Raw genomic sequence first — 1,941 nt, 5'->3', positions numbered from 1 at the left:
CTCACTCTCTGCCAGCGACTCCGGCAAGGCTGCGCAGTTAACCTGTATCAGCGGTTTGTGGTGGCGCCTTGAAAGACGATGCAAGCGCCGTGCGAACAGCTCTTTGCCGACGCCGGTCTCGCCCAGCAGCAATACCGGCAGATCGGAATCGGCCAGTACATCCAGCTCATTGAGCAACTGATGCAACACCTCACTTTGCCCAAGGATCTCGCCTTCTCCGACGGGCACGCGCAAGTCCTGAGGATCGCTGCGGGACAGGCGCAAGCTGCGGTTTTCCTGCTCCAGGCGGGTGACCCGCACGGCGGCTTCGATCTGCAAAGTGCAACGCTTGAGTTCTTCCCGCGCCCGGTTGTCAAAGGTCCCGGCGTGCAGCGCATCGAGGGTGATCGCGCCCCAGATCCGCCCCTCGACATAGAGGCTCACGCCCATGCAGTCATGCACCGGCAGCGGTTCGCCGACATGGTTGTCGAGCAAGCCGTCGTAGGGGTCCGGCAGGCGGCTGTCGGGCTCGAACCAGGTCGGCTCGCGCGACGCCATGATTGCCGCCAGCCGAGGATGCTGGGCAATGACGAACCGGCGCCCCAACGCTTCATGAACCAGCCCCACCGTTGCAACGGGCCTGAGGCTGTCGTCATCCAGACGCAGCAAGCCCACGGCGCCACTGTTGAAGTATTCGCGCAGGGTCTGGACCAGTCGTTGCAACCGCACGGCATTGGGCAACTCGACGATCAGGTCGGCCGCCAGGCTTTCTCGCAGCATGGTAGTCATCACCCTCTATGGTTGTATTTACCCTGAAGCATCAGGGTGAATATCACCACAACTAAAAATTAATCCATGTTTTTCAATACGTTAAAAATGGCATGCCGGGTGCAATGAGCCTGGGGAACCGTTGAAACCCAAACAAGGARCCCTGATGAGCCAGCCCCTATTGGAACAAAGTCTCGGCCAACTGGCCTGCGACATTCCCGGTGCCACCCGGATCTTTCACACCTTCAAACTGGACTTCTGTTGCGGCGGGCATAAAAGCCTGCGTGAAGCGGCCCTTGGCAAAAACCTCGATCCGGTCCTCATTGCCGACGCCCTGCAGATTCTGCAAGACGCCGGCGAAACCCAGCACGACTGGCGCAACGAACCGTCGGAACTGCTGATCGCCCACCTTCTGGCGCGCTACCACGCCCGCCACCGCGAGCAACTGCCGGAGCTGATCCGACTGGCTCGCCGCGTCGAGCAGGTCCATGGCGCGCGCAGCAGTTGCCCCAACGGCCTGGCCGATCTGCTGACAGACATGCAGCAGGAACTCGAAGGCCACATGCTCAAGGAAGAACAAGTGCTCTTCCCGATGTTGCAACAAGGCGTTGGCCCTCAGGCCGCACCGCCGATCCAGGTGCTGCGTTTCGAACACGATCAACATGGTGAAGCGCTGGAGAAGATGCTCGCCCTGACCAATCACATCATCCCGCCCGCCGATGCCTGTAACACCTGGCGTGCGCTCTACCGCGGGCTGCTGGAGTTCAAAGACGACCTGATGCAACACATCCACCTGGAAAACAACGTGCTGTTCATTAATGCCCTGAACCCCCGCCATTGATCGATTACCGGCCACCCCCCAACCCGCGCCATCCAACCGGATGACGCGGGTTTTGTTTATGAGGGACGTATTGCGATCAGCCGTGCCAATAGAACATGGCCTTGGCCAGGATCACGATCAACACCATGTGCCCGAGAATGCTGCGGCGAATCCAGCTTGCGCGGGTCGCGGTCAGGCGCCCGTGGGTCAGCCAATAGGCCAGCAGCAAGTAATGACCGATGATGCTCAAGGCCAACAGGATTTTCAGGCTCAGCAACGTACCAAAACTGCTGGCCAGCGGCTGACTCAATGCGCCACGGTACTGCCACGCCAAACCGATGCCGGCGCCATACAACAGCAACACCACGCCGTGC

Annotated in this window: 2 protein-coding genes and 1 pseudogene; 1 reads left to right on the top strand and 2 read right to left on the bottom strand. The window is 60.3% G+C overall.

Going from position 1 to position 1,941, the window contains the following annotated elements:
* The coding region (locus AC1DLB_RS28840; RefSeq protein ID WP_477786174.1) for a sigma 54-interacting transcriptional regulator at nt 1-759 on the bottom strand (759 nt) is incomplete at its 3' end.
* Between the two features lie 154 nt (nt 760-913).
* Between AC1DLB_RS28840 and ytfE the strand changes: the two genes are divergently transcribed.
* Complete coding sequence (gene ytfE / locus AC1DLB_RS28835) at nt 914-1,588, top strand: iron-sulfur cluster repair protein YtfE (protein ID WP_018927796.1); 675 nt, start codon at nt 914-916, stop codon at nt 1,586-1,588.
* Between the two features lie 76 nt (nt 1,589-1,664).
* Here the strand turns inward: ytfE and AC1DLB_RS28830 are convergent.
* Nucleotides 1,665-1,941 (bottom strand): annotated as a pseudogene (locus AC1DLB_RS28830) (hypothetical protein); the annotation flags it as partial.

This window comes from Pseudomonas sp. 05N434 (genome assembly GCF_056396965.1).
This window is presented reverse-complemented; position numbering and strand designations above follow the sequence as displayed.